The following is a 16,722-nucleotide window of genomic DNA, read 5'->3' as shown; positions in this document are numbered from 1 at the left end:
GTGAAACAAATCATTGGAGCGAGCATTATGGTCTTATTGGGCACAATTATAAATGGAGTGTGTATCTTTGGCGGTTCCCTATTAGGTTTATTCTTTACTAAAATTCCCGAGCGTTTTAAGGAAACGGTGATGAGTGGTGTCGGTTTAGCTGTTATTCTGATTGGAATGCAGATGGGATTTGAAACGTCTAACATTGTTGTTGTGCTGCTTAGTTTGTTAACTGGTGCCATTTTGGGAGAGGGTTTACATCTGGAAGAGCGTTTGGAGTATATTGGACGTTGGATTGAGAGAAAGCTTACAAAGCCTGATCAGAAGTCTACAATTGCTCAAGGGTTTATTACAGCTTCGCTTATTTTTGTCATTGGTGCCCTCTCTGTTATTGGTGCACTGGATAGTGGCCTTCGAAACGATCATGAGGTGTTGATTACTAAAGCGATTATAGATGGGTTTGTTGCCCTAGTATTGACATCTACATTAGGGATCGGTGTAATTTTTTCGGTTATTCCAGTTGTGCTTTATGAGGGTTCGATTGCGTTACTTGCAACACAAATTAACCGGTGGATTCCACAGGAAATGCTTGACTTATTTATTATAGAAATGACCGCAACCGGAGGATTACTCATTGTAGCCATTGGTCTAAATTTACTAAAGTTAACCAAAATACGAGTCGCAAATTTATTACCCTCTTTGTTTATGGTTGGGGTGATTTTATATATTATGCAGTGGTTTTAAGCAGCAACGAAATGTTACCGTTGTTGTTTTTTTGTTGCTGCTGAGTAAGGTTGATACACATAACTTCGTTTCTTTTCGGCAAGACGGATTCCAGCAGCTATCTTGGCCGCCATATTCATTACATGATGAAGACGTGTGTTTTGTAAGACAACGTACTCCATAAACCCACCAACGTTAACCATTCCACTTATATGCATGTCACCAACAGGAGGAAGGTCCTTTTTCAGAGCTGCTCCAGGGTTGAGAGTTCCCTGTCCTATCGAAACACTCCCAACGGAAGAATTTTTCCCGAGACAAGCGTCGATGGCAAGAATAAAAGGCTGTGGATGAGTGCGATGAATGGCCTTTATCGTCTCTTTTAAGTTCAATGCATGCAGGGGTTCTTCTAATGTTCCATATACATGGAAGGTTTTGAAAGGCCTATCTTGAAGCATCGATCCGATCAGAGGCCCTAATGAATCGCCTGTTGAACGATCGGTACCAATACATGCAATGATCACCTGTTTATTATTTGGAAGGGATTGAAGCAAATAATCACTTAATTGTTCACTCATTTGCGGATGGTCAACATGCACGCGCTGCTCCCCTTTTGAAAACTTGTCCCTAACATTCATAGCAACTCCTCCAGACACATATTAGTAACAGTATATAAGGATATTCTTGTTTCTATACGTGGCAAAATACTTGAGTAGGGAGCGGTCGCTTGTGAAAGCAGGACTCAAATGGATGTGTTTGATTATAGGCACGATGATTGGAGCAGGATACGCTTCAGGTAGAGAACTATGGCAGTTTTTTGGACAAGATAGTAGTCTGGCTATCTTGTTATTTACTATTATGTTCATTATTTGTTGCATGACTATTATGAAGATCAGTTATGAACAGAGGGCTGGACACTATCTACCTGTACTTAGAAAAATTGTGGGAAGGCACTTAACGGGCGTCTACGATGGGATGATTATTTTATATTTGTTTACGACGACGGTAATTATGCTTGCAGGTAGTGGTGCAACATGGCAGGCTTTTCACTTTTCCTATCGTTTAGGTGTACTGGCTCTCATCATTCCATTAATCTTGCTGTTTGTCTGGGATGTGAAAGGAATTGTAGCCGTAAACAGCTTGATTTTACCTTTATTGATTGGCGGATTGCTTTTTGTTTTGATCCTTTTTATTACAGACCAGAACCTTTCTATGTTCGCCCATATCAATGAGACAAGCAACTGGACTGCTGCCTTTCCTTTTACAGCACTTAACATCGTTCCATTGATTGCTGTTCTCGGGGCGATTGGGAATAAAATGGAAAGCAAAAGAGAGATATGGGTAGCGAGTGTGGGGAGTGGTCTTGTACTTGGTGTTGTTTCCTATTTATATAATAATAGTTTGATTCAAATTTCAGAAGATATCATTTTATATGAAATACCATTATTTGCCATATTGAAGCATTATCCCTTTGAAATGATGGTCTTTATGTCTATCGTCATGTGGGTAGCGATCTTTACAACGGCAGCTTCGGGCATCCTTGGATTGGTTACTCGCTTTAGAGACTATTTACGCCAGCCTTTGTGGGTACTGGCTATGGCAACTATAGCAATCATGCTTCCTTTTACATCTTTTGGCTTTTCAACACTAATTGAATATTTGTATCCATTATATGGCCTCCTGAATTTATATGTATTGGCCTCAATCCTATTATCTCCCTTCCTGCACCGATTCAAAATTCGATGAAAACCTGTTAAAATAAGTTCCATATTCATTGGATCTTAGGAGGGGGAATAATGGAGGAATTCGTTTTACAATGGGAAAAAGCCGTTGAGTATCTGACGGGACCTGATTTATGGATTGCTTTGGCGGAAGGCTTGTTCAAAATATTGCTGATTCTATTCATTTCGTTTCTCATCATTCGAGTTGGCAGTAAAATTATTTCACAGTTTTTCGAGAACCGCAGACGGGGCCCGTTTAGAATAACAGCTCGTCGTGAATCTACCCTTAAGAAGCTTGTGATTAATACACTGACCTATATTGTTTATTTCACGGCGTTTATTATGATACTAGAAGTGTTTACTATTAAAATAGCCCCGTTGCTTGCTGGTGCAGGGGTCGCCGGTTTAGCTATCGGCTTTGGGGCCCAAAACCTTGTACGTGATATCATTTCAGGCTTTTTTATTATCTTTGAAGATCAGTTTTCAGTAGGTGATTATATTCTAACTTCTGGTGTAGAGGGGTTTGTAGAAGAAATAGGACTTCGTACATCTAAGGTGAAAAGCTGGACAGGAGAGGTACATATCCTTCCGAACGGAAATATTACACAAGTGACAAACTATTCTATTCATAATAGTATTGCTGTAGTTGATGTAAGAATAGCTTATGAAAATGATGTTGAACAGGCGGAACAAGTAATTTCTGAACTGCTGGAAGAACTACCAGAACGTTATGAACAAATGACAGCAATGCCAGAATTGCTTGGTGTAGATAATTTAAATGCATCTGAATTAATTATGAGAATTATTGGTGAAACAGTTCCTATGGAGCACTGGGGTGTTGCTCGCATGATTCGCAAGGAAGTGAAACAGCGTCTACAGGAAAAAGGAATTGAAATCCCTTACCCGCGTATTGTAATGTATTCTCGTCATGAAGAAGAATCGACCCAAGAAACATCTTAGTTAAAACCAGGAGGAGAAGGTATGCCGGATAAAACCTATCAATTAAACGATGTTGTCCAAATGAAGAAAGCTCATCCGTGCGGAGAGAACCGCTGGAAAATTATTCGTATGGGCGCAGACATTCGCATTAAATGCGAAGGCTGTGGACACAGTGTGCTAATCCCGAGGAAAAAGTTTGAAACAAAGATGAAGAAAGTACTAGAGACGAGCGAATAACAGAAGGGATACAAATAGTGGAGAGCGGTTAATTGGGTTGATATTACCTAAACCAATCGTGCACTGATGGCGACTTTTTAAAAAAAGATAGAGGAAGTTACAAAACAGGCCTCGTTTCGAGGTCTGTTTTGCATTTTTGCATAGCTTGTTATTTTTCAGTACAGTATCTATAATTGGTATGACCGAACATACATGTATGTAAATCCTTAAGGAGTGAAAGTCTTATATGGCACTAACAGCAGGTATTGTAGGTTTGCCTAACGTGGGTAAATCTACGCTATTTAATGCAATTACACAGGCTGGGGCTCTGTCTGCGAACTATCCGTTTGCCACCATTGATCCAAACATTGGGATCGTGGAGGTTCCAGACCCTCGTTTGGACAAGCTCACTGAGCTTGTTAAACCAAAGAAAACTGTTCCAACAGCTTTTGAATTCACGGATATTGCTGGAATTGTAAAAGGTGCAAGTAAAGGGGAAGGGCTTGGTAACCAGTTCTTATCCCATATTCGCCAGGTTGATGCGATTTGTCACGTCGTTCGTGCCTTTGAGGATGAGAATATTACGCACGTTTCTGGACAAGTAGATCCAATTTCTGATATTGAAACGATTAATCTGGAGTTAATCTTGGCTGATCTTGAGACCGTTTCTAAACGGATGGATCGCGTAGCTAAAATGGCTCGCCAAAAGGATAAGGACGCTGTTGCTGAATATACGGTGCTTGAGAAGCTCAAGGATGGATTAGAGGGGGAGACACCTGCTCGTGCAGTTGAGTTCTCTAGTGACCAGCAAAAGATCGTTAAGGGACTACATTTGTTAACAGCTAAGCCCATTCTTTATGTAGCGAACGTCAGTGAAGATGAGATTGGAGAAGGCGACAATGAAAAGGTGAAGCAGATTCGTGAGTATGCCGCTCAAGAGAATGCTGAGGTGATCGTTGTTTGTGCCAAAATCGAGGCGGAAATTGCTGAGCTTGAGGGAGAAGAGAAACTGGAGTTTCTTGAGGACCTTGGAATTGCAGAATCCGGGCTTGATCAGCTGATTAAAGCGACATACAACCTTTTAGGACTAGCTACCTATTTTACAGCTGGTGAACAAGAGGTTCGTGCTTGGACGTTTAAAGAAGGAATGACAGCTCCTCAAACTGCAGGAATTATTCACACGGACTTTGAACGAGGTTTTATTCGTGCGGAAACGGTATCCTATGAGGACCTTGTTGACGCTGGAACAATGGGGGTAGCTCGGGATCGCGGACGTGTTCGTTTAGAAGGTAAAGAATATTTGGTGAAAGATGGAGATGTTATCCATTTCCGTTTTAACGTATAAGCTGTAATCCGGGTCTCTTCGTTAACGTATTGAAATTCTATCGCACTTTTGATATAATACAACATTGTGAGTAATGATAGTTAAATTACTCCTTGCTCCTTTAACTTTAAAGGGGCCGTTAAGTCCATAAGGAGGTGAAAACGGATGAGAAATTACGAAATCATGTACATCATCCGCCCAGACATCGAGGAGGAAGCTAAAACAGCTGTAGTTGAGCGTTTCAGCGGGATTCTTTCAAACAATGGAGCGGAGATTGAAAATGTTAAGGAAGTGGGCAAGCGTCGTCTTGCTTATGAAATTAACGACTATCGTGATGGGATCTATCTAACGATCAACTTTAAGGGTGATCGTGAAGCGATCAATGAATTCGACCGTCAAGCGAAGTTCTCGGATGATGTTATCCGCCACATCGCTGTACGTGAAGATGACAAATAAGGAGTGGTTCTGATGTTAAATCGTGTCGTTTTAGTCGGCAGATTAACGAAGGATCCGGATTTACGCTATACGCCAAATGGAGTGGCTGTTGCCAATTTCACTGTTGCAGTGAATCGCCCATTCTCTAATAATCAGGGTGATCGTGATGCAGATTTTATTAATTGCGTTGTTTGGAGACGGGCTGCTGAAAACCTCGCCAACTTTATGAACAAAGGTAGTCTTGTTGGTGTGGACGGGCGTTTACAGTCTCGAAGCTTCGATAATCAAGAAGGTAAGCGTGTGTTTGTAACAGAAGTTGTTGCGGACAGCGTACAGTTCCTAGAATCTAAAGGTTCTTCACAAGGTGGAGGTAACCCACAAGGTTCAGGATTCCAGCCAAATCAGAATCAGCAACCATCAGGAAATAACTTCGGTTCTAATAATAATAAAAAAGATGATGATCCATTCGCAGATAATGGAGAACCCATCGACATCTCAGATGATGATTTACCATTTTAAAATAGAGAAGGGGGGAACGCCTCATGGCACGTCGTGGACGCGGTAAACGCAAAAAGGTGTGTTTCTTCACAGCAAACGGAATCACACACATCGACTTTAAAGATACAGACTTGCTAAGACGTTTCATTTCCGACCGTGGAAAAATTCTTCCTCGTCGCGTAACTGGAACTTCTGCTAAGTATCAACGTAAATTGACAAAGGCGATCAAACGCTCTCGTCAAATGGCACTATTGCCTTACACTGCTGAATAATAGCGGACGAAAAAAGCCGTTTAGTCTAAACCAGGACTGAACGGCTTTTTTGTATGCTGTTTGAGAGCATCTTACATAACGTTACAATAGACAACTAAACTAGGTAATATCCATTAACTCTCTTAAATCATCTTTATTTGATAATAAATCTTTGAGTGTATATTGATCGAGTACCTCAAGAAAAGCGTATAAGGCATCATTTAATATATGTCTTAATTTACAAGCGGGTGTGATTACACAGTAGTTAGTCTTGCGGTCAAAGCATTCTAGCAACAGAAAGTCGTCTTCCATTGCTCTAACAACATAACCTATATTGATGCTTTCAGGTGCTTTAGCCAACTTAATGCCACCGTTTCTACCCCGTATGGTTTCGATTAATTCCAATTTGTTTAACTGGTGTATGATTTTACCTAAATGGTTTTCAGATATATGAAAAATATAGGATATTTCTTTTTTACTTGCTAATTCTTCCTTGGGTATAGAGGCTGTATAGATTAATACTCTAAGAGCATAATCGGTATATTTTTTTAGACGCATGTATAAAAAACCTCATTCCCCTTTTTTTATTAGCTTATCATATTTGTAAAAGGGTTGTCTTATTTTTGGCTTATGAGAGGATGTTCAAATAGTCCCCGAAAGGTAAACAACACATTTCTTCGTTGCTCGGTTTTTCCGTTCCTCATGTATGAAAGATATACACTGTGGTCCTCAAAACGTTCGTACCTCGAACTTCTTGGAACGCACAAGACGTGCTAGTGTCGATGTTCTCATTCGTCAACTTTTTGAACACACACTATAAGAATACTTTAATAATATTGTCACAAAAGGTGTATTGAAAGTATTGCTTTTATAGGTGAATTATTTTTACAATAAAGATGTATTGGAAATACATCTTTAAATAAAGGGGTGTTGCGGTGTCTGTAAAAACTGAATTAAGCGAGGAAACAGTAAGAATCGTTAAGTCAACAGTACCTGTGCTAGCTGAGCGTGGGGAAGATATTACAACTTGCTTTTATCAGCAAATGTTTGCTGATTATCCTGAGTTGAAGAACCTTTTTAATCAAACGAACCAGAAGGCAGGAAGACAGCCAAAAGCTTTGGCAAATGCAGTGTATGCTGCGGCACAACATATTGATGACTTGAGCGCAATAATGCCGACGGTGATGCAAATATCAGAAAAACATCGTAGTTTGAACGTGAAACCTGAGCATTATCCTATTGTCGGTGAGTACTTACTTTTAGCAATTAAAGAGGTTCTTGGTGATGCCGCAACAGACGACATTATCGAGGCGTGGGGCGAGGCTTACGGAGTGATTGCGAATGCATTTATAGAAGTTGAAAAGCAGAAGTATAAAGCAGCTGCTTCACAAAAAGGCGGTTGGAAGGATTCCCGTGAGTTTCGTGTATGGAAAAAGGTTAAGGAGAGTGATGTCATTACATCCTTTTACCTACAGCCTGCCGACGGTAGGGAGTTAGCTGCTTATAGGCCCGGCCAATATATTACGATTAAGGCCGAGATCCCTGGGGAGAACCACACACATTTAAGACAATACAGTTTGTCGGACTCACCAGGGAATAACTATTATCGTATAAGTGTAAAAAGAGAAGATGAGAATGGGGGGAAACCAGCAGGTGTTGTATCTACTTATTTACACACTCAAGTAGGTGAAGGGGATGCAATATCCATCAGTGCACCTGCGGGAGATTTTTACTTAGATATGGAATCTGTGAATCCTGTTGTTCTTATTAGTGGGGGTGTTGGCTTAACACCTTTAATAAGTATGATGAAAACCTCAACGATAAAAGATCAAAGCCGTGATATTTATTTCATTCATGCAACTCGTAATGGAAGCGTTCATGCTTTTAAGGAAGATATGAAACAAATGAGTCAGGAATTTCCGTTTGTTAAAACCCATATCATTTATGATTCGCCTATGGAGACAGATTGTGATTATGATAAGGAAGGGTATATTGATCTTGCTTGGCTGCGGAGAGTAGTCCCGCCAGAAGCGGATTTTTATTATTGTGGTCCAGAAGGGTTTATGAAGACAGTTCATAGATCGCTTATAGAGTGGGATGTACCTGTGGAACGAAGAAATTATGAATTTTTTGGTCCAGAGGGAAGTTTAGATTAAATAAAATATAAAAATACCTCTGCTGCATTTTTAACAACAGAGGTATTTTGTATAATTATTCTTCTACATATGCCCATTTGAATTCGAACTCTGGACCAGTAGGTGTAGGGAATGCGTTTTTGATTGTCGGCCTGAATAATTGTGCTTTAGCATCCTGATAGATAGGTGCTACAGCAGCGTATTCCTCCAGAAGCAATCGTTCAGCTTCTAAGAAAGTCTCAAAACGTTTTTGTGGATCCTGTGCATACTCACCATTTGCTTTGGCGATGAGGGAATCATACTCTTCACTAGAGAAGTTCATGTTATTGTTTTGTCCGTCTGTCAAATACATATTTAAATATGTGTTAGGGTCGACATAATCAGGCCCCCAAGTAGCAGCAAGGATTTCAAACTCTGAATCCTGTCCGCGGCGTACACGTTCTTTAAATGGTACTTGAACAAGATCGATGGTAAGTCCTTCTAGTTTCGTTTCTAGTTGGTCTTTGTAATAGGCCATAACATTTTGTGATGTTCCTGTGTCATCACCTAAAACTTCTAGCGTAACCTCTTCTTTCCCAAGTGCATCGAGTGCTTTCTGCCAGTGTTCTGCAGCTTTTTGTTCGTTAGCCTCGACGAGTGATCCTTGAACCTCACGGAAGTCTTTGTCCGTACCTGGTTTATTTACAAAATTTGATGGAACATACCCCTCAGCCGGAACAGATCCATCGTTTAAAATGACGTCAGCTAAAGCTTGACGGTCAATCGCAAGTGAAATCGCTTTACGTGCATCAATGTTCGCTAATATCTCGTTTGCTTGGTTGAATTTAAGGAAATATAGGTATGGCTGTTCAGCCACATTGAAATCCTCTGTAGTAGAGTATTGGTCAACAAATTCAGCGTTTAATTCTGTTTGGTCAATTTGGCCGGATTCGTATAAATTGACACCTGTGGAAATTTCTTTAATGACTTTTCCTTCAAGTTTTTGTAGTTTGACTGCATCGGCATCCCAGTATGAGTCATTTTTTTCAAGTGTCCAACCTTCACCGTGGTTCCACTCTGTCATCTTAAATGGACCATTTGCCAATGTAAACTTGGCTTCTGTACCGAAGTCTTTACCATGCTCTTCAACATAATCCTGGTTGAGAGGCATGAATGTAATGAATACTGTCATGCCCTTAAAGTATGGTATCGGCTTCTCTAGGGTAACTTCTAATGTATGATCGTCTACGGCAACAGCACCTAACTCCTTAGGATCCATTTCCCCATTACTAATAGCTGTTGCGTTTTTCACAACGCCTCCAAGGAAGTATGGTCCATATTCTGAGCCTGTTTCAGGAGTTACAGCACGTTGCCATGAATAAACAAAGTCGTGCGCCGTAACAGGGTCACCATTGGCCCATTCCGCATCCTCGCGTAAATTGAACGTCCAAGTGATTCCATCTTCACTTACAGAACTGTCCTTGGCAATGCCCGGTGAAAGGTTGCCATCTTTGTCCAAACGGAACAACCCTTCTAATGTTTCACCTGCCCATTGGAATGAAACCGTGTCTGTAATTAATGAAGGATCCATACTTGCAATTTCACTTTTTGCAGTGATGGTAATTTCTTGTTTTACGTCACTTTCTCCTCCACTTTCACTGGAACTGCCTTCTTCTTCACTAGAATTACTTGATGTGCTTTCACCACCACCGCTGCATGCGGCTAAAATCAGTGTTAGCATGAAGACGAATAATAGCCATAAACCGTTGTGTTTTTTCAAAGTAATCCTCCCCCTAATGTTCTAATTTTCTAAAAATTAGCTACTTAATGAATTATACAGACTCTTTTGAAAACTTTCACCATCTTTATAAAGAAAAAAAAGAAAAAAAGTATTTCGACATAAAGTTTTATTGGATTGACAACAGTGATTCTTTTGATAGGATAAAGGAATATCATTTTTCTACCGTATGAGGCAATTTGTACGTGAAGAAAGGACAAAGGGATTCCACGACTATGAATCTCCTGTTTAATTTTAAATGAGTCAGCTTCTCCCTGTTAATTCTGTGAAGCCTCTGTCATTTGAAGTGGAGCAGCTACGTAAAATTAGCCAGTAGGGATTTCGGGTTAATGACGGCAGGGGCGGAAACATTTAAAGGATGCTCTCTCGTGTGGATCATCTGGGATAATCTCATACGGCAAATGTTCTGCAATAGACTAGTATTTTGGAAATTTTATCAAAGCGTCTAGACCATGCATTTAAGCAGGGAACGGGTTCAGCTACTGCTCAAGAAGTCTATCTACAAAGGGGTTGAAGTAAGTGTACCGTGTGTTAATAAGTGATCCATTGAGTGAAGATGGTATTCGTCCACTACTTGAAGCAGCAGATGTAGAAACAATTGTAAATCCATCATTAAGTCATGACCAGCTTTTGAGGGAATTACGAGCAAGTAACGCTATTATTGTACGCAGCCAAACACAAGTGACGAGAGAGATGATTGAACAGGCGCCGGAGTTAAAGGTGATTGGCCGAGCTGGGGTGGGTGTCGATAATATTGATCTTGAAGCAGCAACGGAGCACGGGGTTGTCGTTGTTAATGCTCCAGATGGGAATACGACTTCAACGGCAGAACATACGATGGCAATGTTGATGGCACTTGCCCGAAATATACCACAAGCTTATCATCAACTGAAGCAAAATCAGTGGGAACGCAAAAAGTTTGTTGGTGTGGAACTGAAAAATAAAACATTGGGTATTGTTGGATTCGGCCGTATTGGTAAGGAAGTAGCTCACCGTGCGAAAGGGCACCGGATGAACGTGATCGCTTATGATCCTTTTTTTACAAAAGAGAAGGCTGATAAGGCAGGCGTTAGTCATGGAAGCTTAGAGGAAGTACTACAACAAGCGGATTTCTTAACGGTCCATACTCCTCTAATGGATGAAACGAGGCATCTTATTAATCGGGAGTCAATTCAGTTAATGAAGACGGGGGCTCGAATACTCAACTGTGCTCGTGGAGGAATCATCGAAGAAGATGCGTTGTACGAAGCAGTGAAGAGTGGGAAAATTGCCGGAGCCGCCCTTGATGTATTTGAAGAAGAGCCGGCTATCGATCATCCTCTCTTGTCGCTGTCAGAAGTGATTGCAACCCCGCACTTGGGTGCTAGTACCGTAGAAGCGCAGGAAAATGTAGCTACAGACGTCAGCTACGATGTCATAGAGCTTTTGCGGGGAGGGACGGTAAAACATCCCGTCAATATGCCTTCAATTTCCGCAGAAATGATGGAGAGGCTTTCTCCATACTTCCAGCTTTCTGAGAAGTTAGGGGCATTCTTGTCAAAAGTTGTCGAGGGCGCCCTTGAGCAAATTACCGTTTATTACTCAGGGGAATTGCTCGATATTGATTCGACACCGTTGACACGAATTGCGATGAAAGGAATACTTCACCGTTATATTGGAAATCGAGTAAATGATGTGAATGCGTTTAAAACGGCTTCAGATAAAGGGATAGTCATTAATGAGCAAAAATCGACTTCAACAAAAGGATTTACTAACCTTGTGAGAATCGAAATAGAAACTGATCGTGAAACTCGGAGCATTTCAGGTACGTTGTTGAATGGATTAGGGGCAAGGATTGTGATGCTCGACCATTATTCAATTGATGTCGTTCCTCATGGCCATTTAATCGTCATCCAGCATAAAGACCAGCCCGGCGCTATTGGCCGTGTTGGAAGTTTACTTGCAGAATATGAAGTTAACATTGCAACGATGCAAGTGGGGCGAACGAATCAAGGTGGTGACGCTGTAATGGTACTAACAGTAGATAAGCAAGTGGAAGAAAACTGTCGTGAGCAGCTCGCAGGAGTAGATGATATTAAACAAGTGCAATGCCTTACACTATAACAATAATGAAGGGGGCGGGTGGGCTTATAAAGCTTGCCTGCTTTTAGTGGTAGAGTTGCCCGTACTCGCTGGACCACATAATACACTTCTAGTACAAGTGTGTCTCAAAGCCCCCTTAATTAAATATCCCCCTGCTGCAGTCCATAGAATTAACCCCCCCTTACAGCAGACATGGAACAACATCGATTTCATCTACAACAAAGAGGGTTATTTTTACCTACCTTATTGGCTTTACGCTTGCTTTACGCTTTGTAAACACGTGTACTTTCTCATATCCGGCGGAGCGCGCTAATTTGATTGCGTCATCGTAGCAATATCCAATATGGTCCGGCTTATGGGCGTCTGAGCATAGTACAATACCAACGCCTTTCTCTTTACAGATTTGTAAAAGCTCAGGGTCTGGATAAAGCTCTCCCACAGGTTTCCTGAGTCCTGCTGTACTTATTTCTATGCAGGTATTTGTTTTGGCCAAGGCTTCTGCTGCACGTTCGTACTGTTCACGGAGAAATGCTTGATCGTCAGGACGATAGCCGAACACTTTGATGACATCAATGTGGCCAACAAAATCAAATAGCCCCGATTCGGCTAGTGAAACGACTCGATCAAAATACTGACGATAGACCTCGTGTAAATCTCTTTTCTCGTATTCTTCACGGAAAATTGCTAAGTCAATTCCCCATTCATCAATCCAATGTACTGATCCTATTACATAATCAAAAGGGCGGGCCTCGATAAACTCTTGCATTTCAGCTTCTTTACCTGGCATATAGTCCATTTCGATCCCCATTTTAATAGGAATTCCGGCCTCGTTTGCTTGATCGAACATTTGCTGGTATGTCTTGAAGTCAAGTGTTCGGCGATTTTCTACCCAAGGGTTTGATAAAATATTTCTCGTTTCCTGAAAAAAGTAAGCATGTTCAGAAATGCCAAGTTCCTCAATACCCTCCTGCTGAGCTTTTTTAATGTAATTTCTTAAGTAATCAATGGTTAAATTGCCTGTCTCAGCCATATGTACATGATAATCGGTTCGCATGGAGGATCCCCCTATCTGAGTTTATTGTTTCCTATCATACCAGATAATCTGATGTTAAGACAAAATGTTGAGAGAAGATGTTAAGCAGGTTTGTATGTTAAAATGATGAAGTTAGGATAGCTTGATTAAAGATGAGGTGCAAATGGATGAAAGATACAAGAAGAATTACTGAAGGGGCTTTAATGACGGGAGTTTATCTGCTAGAGTTATTGTTAATTCTCTTCCTTCCAGGGATTATTGGATCCCTATTATTGTTTACCTTACCTATACCTTTCATATTCTACACCTATCGTCATGGGTGGAAGGCAGGAGGACTTATGCTGATAGCGGTTGTTATTTTTGCTTTGCTATTTGCAACAGTTTTCTCTCTACCGGTAACATTACTCACAGGGATTGGTGGAATATTTGCGGGATCAGCGATGTATCATAAGCGATCTTCGTATGAAACTTGGGCTGTAGGTTCAATTGGGTTTATTATAGGGATTGTTGCTGTTTACTTACTGTCACAGCTGTTCTTTGGAGTGAATTGGACAGAACAAATACGCGCCTCCTTGAATGAGACTTTTTCGATAACTGAAGAAATGCTTGCAACCTTTGGCGGGGGGGAGCAAATCGAGGAGCAGCTTGAGGGGTTACGAGAACAATTCAAGACTCTGCCTGACTTAATACCTAGTTTGATTGCTATTTTAGGGATTATTTATGCTTTTTTAAGCCAATGGTTAAGCTATAAACTAATAAATCGTGTAGAGGGTAAAAAGTTTCATTTTCCAGCATTTCGTAACTTTACCCTGCCTACCTCCGTATTATGGTATTACTTTTTTGCGTTAATATTAAACTATGCGTTTGCAGCAGGTGACGGAGTTGGTTATCTGGCTGCGGTTAACGTATTTACATTGACAGGCACGCTTTTGATACTACAGGGGTTTGCATTTATAGCTTTCTATACCCATGTAAAAAACAAGTCAAAAGCACTGCCGATTTTGGCAATTGTTGGATGTGCACTTTTGCCGACAATCCTCCTTTATCTCGTACGAATCTTAGGTATAATTGATATAGGGTTTTCGCTAAGGGAACGTTTGCAAACGAAGAAATAACGATCGCTCGTATATGATGGCAGGAGCTGAATGAAATGCCGAACTTTTTTAAAAAACCGACTATGAGTGGACACCTGTGGGTGATCTATGTCATCTCTCTGCTGTTGCTTGCGTTCATTTGGTATTACCAGTGGATGCTTGGTTTATTGATGACTCTCTTTTTGGCGGCATCAATTTTCTATAGTGTGCGCACAGAGAAGCATATGATTAGTGAAACAGAAGAATATATTTCGACGCTTTCTTACCGTGTGAAAAAAGTAGGTGAAGAGGCGCTGTTAGAGATGCCTATTGGGATTGTCTTATATAGTGAGGATTATAAGGTGGAGTGGGCAAATCCTTATATGCATAAGTTCACGAAACATAATACGATCGTTGGAGAGTCTTTGAATAACCTTTCAGATGATCTTATTCCTCAAATTAAAGAGGATAAGGATGAAACGTGGATTGAAATTGGGGATTACAAGCTTCATACATTAATTAAACGAGATGAGCGGTTGTTATACATTTTCGACCGGACGAATCAGACCAAGATTCATAACCTTTATCAAAATGAACAAACCGTTCTTTCGGTAATTTTTCTTGATAACTATGAGGAAATCACTCAAGGGATGGATGATACAGCGAAAAGCCAAATTAACTCACAAGTAACTTCTATTCTCAATAAATGGGCTGGCGACTTTGGAATTTATCTGAAACGCACCTCACAGGAACGTTTTATGGCAGTAATGAATCAGGAAATTTTGCAATCACTTGAGCGCGCCAAATTTGAGATTTTAGATGAAGTGCGGGAACTCATTACGAACCAGAATGTCCCCCTTACGTTAAGTTTTGGAGTTGGAGTAGGTCCTGTTAGTCTTCCTGAGCTAGGGGAGTTGGCTCAATCCAGCCTTGATCTAGCTTTGGGGCGCGGAGGCGATCAGGTAGCGATTAAAGATGATTCGGGGAAGGTGCGTTTCTATGGTGGAAAAACAAATCCAATGGAAAAACGTACAAGAGTCCGCGCTCGCGTCATCTCCCATGCGATGAAAGAACTCGTGCAAGAAAGTGAGAGAGTGTTGATTATGGGACACAAATCCCCTGATATGGATGCCGTTGGCGCCTCCATAGGGATTTTGAAAATTGCCCAAGCGAATGACAAAAAGGCAGCAATCGTACTTGATCCTGATGACATTGATACAGGGGTTCAGCGCATGATTGAGGAAATTCAAGGGGATGAGGGTTTATGGTCTTATTTTATAACACCAGAGGATTCTCTCGAGCTTGTAACGAATGAAACGTTACTCGTCGTGGTTGATACCCACAAGCCTTCGCTCGTTATGGAGGAAAAACTTCTAAACAAGACGGAGCATGTAGTGGTCATTGATCATCATCGTCGAGCGGAGGAATTTATTTCTGATCCCACACTCGTTTATATGGAACCATACGCTTCTTCGACGGCAGAGCTTGTGACGGAACTGCTTGAGTATCAACCGAAGAAACTGAAACTTTCTATGCTTGAATCTACAGCACTATTGTCCGGAATTATTATCGACACGAAAAGCTTCACATTACGTACAGGGTCGCGAACCTTTGACGCAGCTTCCTATCTAAGATCTAAAGGAGCTGACACAGTTCTCGTTCAGAAATTTATGAAGGAAGATTTAGATGTGTACGTAAAGCGTAGTCGTTTAATAGAAAAGGCAGATGTTTATCGCGATGGGATTGCCATCTCTGCAGGTAAGCATGGCGATTCTTATGGTCCTGTGATTATTGCTCAAGCTGCTGATACGTTACTTACGATGACTGGAATTGTAGCCTCTTTTGTCATATCAGAGCGCAAAGACGGAAGAGTTGGAATCAGTGCACGCTCATTAGGTGATATAAATGTGCAGGTCATAATGGAACGAATGAATGGGGGCGGCCATTTAACCAATGCGGCCACCCAGCTTGAAGACACAAATATTGATGATGCGAGAGCATTATTACAAGATATTATCGATGAATATTTCGAAGGAGGAGACCAGGAATGAAGGTTATTTTCAAAGCTGATGTAAAAGGAAAAGGGAAAAAAGGGGAAATCAAAAATGTTTCGGACGGATATGCCCGTAACTATCTTTTAAAAAATAATTTAGCTGTTGAAGCGACAGGCGGCAACCTTAAAGCACAGAAGGCAAAAGATGCTAAGCAGGATCAGCTGGCTGAAGAAGAAGAAAAAGAAGCGGGGCTGCTTAAGCAGCAGTTGGCTGATATGGAGGTTAAGCTGACAGCGAAGTCAGGGGACAGCGGTCGTTTGTTTGGCTCTATAACGAGTAAGCAAATTGCTGAAGAGCTGAAGAAATCCCACAATATTAAAATTGACAAACGTAAAATAGAATTAGACGAGCCCATCCGCACACTTGGGTACACAAATGTGCCCGTGAAGCTTCACCCAGAAGTTACAGGTACAATTCGTGTTCGTATTGAAGGAAAGTAAAGGGGTCCTTTTCATGATCAGGGGAGGAACAAACTA

The 16,722-nt window shown here is 41.1% G+C and carries 17 protein-coding genes; 13 read left to right on the top strand and 4 right to left on the bottom strand.

The annotated features are described in order from the left end of the window. The first annotated feature begins 27 nt into the window (after positions 1 to 27). Positions 28 to 732 carry a DUF554 domain-containing protein gene (locus tag MUO14_RS11605; RefSeq protein WP_244755358.1) on the top strand — a complete coding sequence of 235 codons (705 nt, stop codon included), beginning with the start codon at positions 28 to 30 and terminating at the stop codon, positions 730 to 732. 14 nt (positions 733 to 746) lie between these two features. On the opposite strand, the gene yyaC is transcribed toward MUO14_RS11605, so the two are convergent. After that, positions 747 to 1,346, bottom strand: coding sequence for a spore protease YyaC (gene yyaC, locus MUO14_RS11600; protein WP_244755357.1), 600 nt, complete (start codon positions 1,344 to 1,346; stop codon positions 747 to 749). A gap of 112 nt (positions 1,347 to 1,458) precedes the next feature. On the opposite strand from yyaC, the gene MUO14_RS11595 reads away from it, so the two are divergent. The 7 genes from MUO14_RS11595 (at position 1,459) to rpsR (ending at position 6,113) form a co-directional block, all read left to right on the top strand. Beyond that, positions 1,459 to 2,454, top strand: a complete 996-nt coding sequence (locus MUO14_RS11595; RefSeq protein WP_244755566.1) for a YkvI family membrane protein — start codon at positions 1,459 to 1,461, stop codon at positions 2,452 to 2,454. A 50-nt stretch (positions 2,455 to 2,504) separates the two neighbouring features. After that, the gene (locus MUO14_RS11590; RefSeq protein ID WP_244755356.1) at positions 2,505 to 3,389 is read left to right on the top strand and encodes a mechanosensitive ion channel family protein; all 885 of its coding nucleotides are present in this window, start codon (positions 2,505 to 2,507) and stop codon (positions 3,387 to 3,389) included. A 21-nt stretch (positions 3,390 to 3,410) separates the two neighbouring features. After that, positions 3,411 to 3,605, top strand: a complete 195-nt coding sequence (locus MUO14_RS11585) for a DUF951 domain-containing protein (RefSeq protein ID WP_244755355.1) — start codon at positions 3,411 to 3,413, stop codon at positions 3,603 to 3,605. A 226-nt stretch (positions 3,606 to 3,831) separates the two neighbouring features. Then, positions 3,832 to 4,929: a redox-regulated ATPase YchF gene (gene ychF / locus MUO14_RS11580; protein WP_244755354.1), complete on the top strand. Its 1,098-nt coding sequence runs from the start codon at positions 3,832 to 3,834 to the stop codon at positions 4,927 to 4,929. Positions 4,930 to 5,073: 144 nt separating this feature from the next. Continuing rightward, positions 5,074 to 5,364 carry a 30S ribosomal protein S6 gene (gene rpsF, locus MUO14_RS11575; RefSeq protein ID WP_244755353.1) on the top strand — a complete coding sequence of 97 codons (291 nt, stop codon included), beginning with the start codon at positions 5,074 to 5,076 and terminating at the stop codon, positions 5,362 to 5,364. A 12-nt stretch (positions 5,365 to 5,376) separates the two neighbouring features. Continuing rightward, entirely contained in the window at positions 5,377 to 5,862 is a 486-nt protein-coding gene (gene ssb, locus MUO14_RS11570; protein WP_244755352.1) for a single-stranded DNA-binding protein, read from the top strand. 23 nt (positions 5,863 to 5,885) lie between these two features. Further along, complete coding sequence (gene rpsR, locus MUO14_RS11565; protein ID WP_244755351.1) at positions 5,886 to 6,113, top strand: 30S ribosomal protein S18; 228 nt, start codon at positions 5,886 to 5,888, stop codon at positions 6,111 to 6,113. A gap of 99 nt (positions 6,114 to 6,212) precedes the next feature. On the opposite strand, the gene MUO14_RS11560 is transcribed toward rpsR, so the two are convergent. Next, positions 6,213 to 6,650 carry an Rrf2 family transcriptional regulator gene (locus MUO14_RS11560; protein ID WP_244755350.1) on the bottom strand — a complete coding sequence of 146 codons (438 nt, stop codon included), beginning with the start codon at positions 6,648 to 6,650 and terminating at the stop codon, positions 6,213 to 6,215. Between the two features lie 377 nt (positions 6,651 to 7,027). On the opposite strand from MUO14_RS11560, the gene hmpA reads away from it, so the two are divergent. After that, positions 7,028 to 8,248 carry an NO-inducible flavohemoprotein gene (gene hmpA / locus MUO14_RS11555; protein ID WP_244755349.1) on the top strand — a complete coding sequence of 407 codons (1,221 nt, stop codon included), beginning with the start codon at positions 7,028 to 7,030 and terminating at the stop codon, positions 8,246 to 8,248. A 55-nt stretch (positions 8,249 to 8,303) separates the two neighbouring features. Here hmpA and MUO14_RS11550 read toward each other — a convergent pair whose 3' ends face one another. Continuing rightward, positions 8,304 to 9,986, bottom strand: coding sequence for a peptide ABC transporter substrate-binding protein (locus MUO14_RS11550; RefSeq protein WP_244755348.1), 1,683 nt, complete (start codon positions 9,984 to 9,986; stop codon positions 8,304 to 8,306). A 537-nt stretch (positions 9,987 to 10,523) separates the two neighbouring features. Between MUO14_RS11550 and serA the strand changes: the two genes are divergently transcribed. Continuing rightward, positions 10,524 to 12,107 (top strand): phosphoglycerate dehydrogenase, encoded by a 1,584-nt coding sequence (serA, locus tag MUO14_RS11545; protein ID WP_244755347.1) that lies wholly within the window; start codon positions 10,524 to 10,526, stop codon positions 12,105 to 12,107. A 217-nt stretch (positions 12,108 to 12,324) separates the two neighbouring features. Here the strand turns inward: serA and MUO14_RS11540 are convergent, their stop codons facing one another. After that, positions 12,325 to 13,140, bottom strand: coding sequence for a histidinol-phosphatase (locus MUO14_RS11540; protein ID WP_244755346.1), 816 nt, complete (start codon positions 13,138 to 13,140; stop codon positions 12,325 to 12,327). Positions 13,141 to 13,286: 146 nt separating this feature from the next. Here MUO14_RS11540 and MUO14_RS11535 point away from each other — a divergent pair, with 146 nt between their 5' ends. The 3 genes from MUO14_RS11535 to rplI are packed head-to-tail and all read left to right on the top strand — an operon-like array spanning position 13,287 to position 16,686. Then, on the top strand, positions 13,287 to 14,234 hold the full coding sequence (locus MUO14_RS11535; protein WP_244755345.1) for a YybS family protein: 948 nt from the start codon (positions 13,287 to 13,289) through the stop codon (positions 14,232 to 14,234). A gap of 35 nt (positions 14,235 to 14,269) precedes the next feature. Then, positions 14,270 to 16,243 (top strand): DHH family phosphoesterase, encoded by a 1,974-nt coding sequence (locus tag MUO14_RS11530; RefSeq protein WP_244755344.1) that lies wholly within the window; start codon positions 14,270 to 14,272, stop codon positions 16,241 to 16,243. After that, positions 16,240 to 16,686 carry a 50S ribosomal protein L9 gene (gene rplI / locus MUO14_RS11525; RefSeq protein WP_244755343.1) on the top strand — a complete coding sequence of 149 codons (447 nt, stop codon included), beginning with the start codon at positions 16,240 to 16,242 and terminating at the stop codon, positions 16,684 to 16,686. Before MUO14_RS11530 ends, rplI begins: the two co-directional genes overlap by 4 nt. Positions 16,687 to 16,722 lie beyond the last annotated feature (36 nt).

The sequence above is a fragment of the Halobacillus shinanisalinarum genome, from assembly GCF_022919835.1.
GTDB classification, from domain to species: Bacteria; Bacillota; Bacilli; order Bacillales; family Halobacillaceae; genus Halobacillus_A; species Halobacillus_A shinanisalinarum.
Note: the sequence above shows the minus strand (reverse complement) of the source record. Positions and strands in the feature narration are given on the sequence as shown.

Bases quoted from the DNA above. Each gene is read 5' to 3' on its own strand.
- rpsR (WP_244755351.1), top strand. From the start codon at position 5,886: ATGGCACGTCGTGGACGCGGTAAACGCAAAAAGGTGTGTTTCTTCACA.
- rplI (WP_244755343.1), top strand. From the start codon at position 16,240: ATGAAGGTTATTTTCAAAGCTGATGTAAAAGGAAAAGGGAAAAAAGGG.
- MUO14_RS11535 (WP_244755345.1), top strand. From the start codon at position 13,287: ATGAAAGATACAAGAAGAATTACTGAAGGGGCTTTAATGACGGGAGTT.
- rpsF (WP_244755353.1), top strand. From the start codon at position 5,074: ATGAGAAATTACGAAATCATGTACATCATCCGCCCAGACATCGAGGAG.
- yyaC (WP_244755357.1), bottom strand. From the start codon at position 1,346: ATGAATGTTAGGGACAAGTTTTCAAAAGGGGAGCAGCGCGTGCATGTT.
- MUO14_RS11560 (WP_244755350.1), bottom strand. From the start codon at position 6,650: ATGCGTCTAAAAAAATATACCGATTATGCTCTTAGAGTATTAATCTAT.
- MUO14_RS11585 (WP_244755355.1), top strand. From the start codon at position 3,411: ATGCCGGATAAAACCTATCAATTAAACGATGTTGTCCAAATGAAGAAA.
- MUO14_RS11605 (WP_244755358.1), top strand. From the start codon at position 28: ATGGTCTTATTGGGCACAATTATAAATGGAGTGTGTATCTTTGGCGGT.
- MUO14_RS11590 (WP_244755356.1), top strand. From the start codon at position 2,505: ATGGAGGAATTCGTTTTACAATGGGAAAAAGCCGTTGAGTATCTGACG.
- ychF (WP_244755354.1), top strand. From the start codon at position 3,832: ATGGCACTAACAGCAGGTATTGTAGGTTTGCCTAACGTGGGTAAATCT.
- MUO14_RS11530 (WP_244755344.1), top strand. From the start codon at position 14,270: ATGCCGAACTTTTTTAAAAAACCGACTATGAGTGGACACCTGTGGGTG.
- MUO14_RS11595 (WP_244755566.1), top strand. From the start codon at position 1,459: ATGTGTTTGATTATAGGCACGATGATTGGAGCAGGATACGCTTCAGGT.
- ssb (WP_244755352.1), top strand. From the start codon at position 5,377: ATGTTAAATCGTGTCGTTTTAGTCGGCAGATTAACGAAGGATCCGGAT.
- MUO14_RS11540 (WP_244755346.1), bottom strand. From the start codon at position 13,140: ATGCGAACCGATTATCATGTACATATGGCTGAGACAGGCAATTTAACC.